This window comes from Acinetobacter sp. 228 (assembly GCF_048147885.1).
Genome location: NZ_JAYWYV010000609.1, coordinates 1 through 1,027, shown reverse-complemented (window position 1 = coordinate 1,027; position 1,027 = coordinate 1). Strand labels below are relative to the sequence as shown.

The following is a 1,027-nucleotide window of genomic DNA, read 5'->3' as shown; positions in this document are numbered from 1 at the left end:
ACCACCTTCTAAAGACTGGATGACCTGTTCTTTAGAGGATGGAATAACTTTACCTGTACCGGTTGAAACTTCTTCAAGCTTAAAAAACCATGCCCAGATAAAGAAAATCACTAAACCAATGCCCACGATCCAGATGACTAAACTGGCACGCGGTAATGGTGGTTCACTATAAGATACATTCATTGAACGGGTAAGTTCTTGTTGTTGTTCGCTCATGAATTGCCCCCTTGGCTCACTTGTTTTTGTTGGGCTGTAGATTGATTAAGTACCTGATCTCGTGGTCCATCCATCACAATTTTGCCTTCATTGACGACAATAATTCGATCGACCAGTTCAAGAACAGCTCGGCGGTGGGTCGCCACAACCAACGTTCGGTGTGCTAACCATCCTTTGAGATGATCAATTAATTGTTTCTCTGCAACATCATCAATGGCTGCTGTCGGCTCATCAAGCAATAAAATATTCGGTTGACGAATCAATAAACGAGCCAATAATAACGCTTGTTTCTGACCACCAGAGAAACCAACGCCTCCTTCTAAAACCAAGTAATCCAAGCCTTCTTTTTTCTCTTGAACAAAAGATAAAGCACCTGTTACCACCAATGCACGAAGAATGTCTTCATCTGTTGCAAGCGGTGCACCTAAAGTCAGGTTTTCACGGATTGTTCCGTAGAATAAATGTGCATTCTGGTTGAGTAACCCCATATCTCGGCGCACATCTGATGGATCAATTAAGGAAAGATCGAGTCCATCTAAATGCACAGCTCCCTGAGTTGGAACCTGCATACCGGATAAAAGCTGAAGCAATGTCGACTTACCAGCACCATTACGACCCAAAATCGCAATTTTTTCTCCGGCGCGAATTTTTAAATGGCGAATCGCAAGACTTGGTCTCGGATCTTCTTCTCCATATTGGAACAAGATATTTTTTAATTCATAGTCGCCATTTAAAACAGCTTTGTGTACCAGATGTGAACGGTCGGCCTGATCAATCGGACGCTGCATGAGCTCATCTAAACTTTGCTTAG

General features: G+C 42.8%; 1 protein-coding gene and 1 pseudogene. Both read right to left on the bottom strand.

The window, feature by feature from the left end; translation table 11 throughout:
- Positions 1 to 216 (bottom strand): annotated as a pseudogene (locus VXQ92_RS21250) (secretion protein HlyD); the annotation flags it as partial.
- The coding region (locus tag VXQ92_RS21245; protein ID WP_416683095.1) for an ATP-binding cassette domain-containing protein at positions 213 to 1,027 on the bottom strand (815 nt) is incomplete at its 5' end. The gene VXQ92_RS21245 and the pseudogene VXQ92_RS21250, both read right to left, overlap by 4 nt.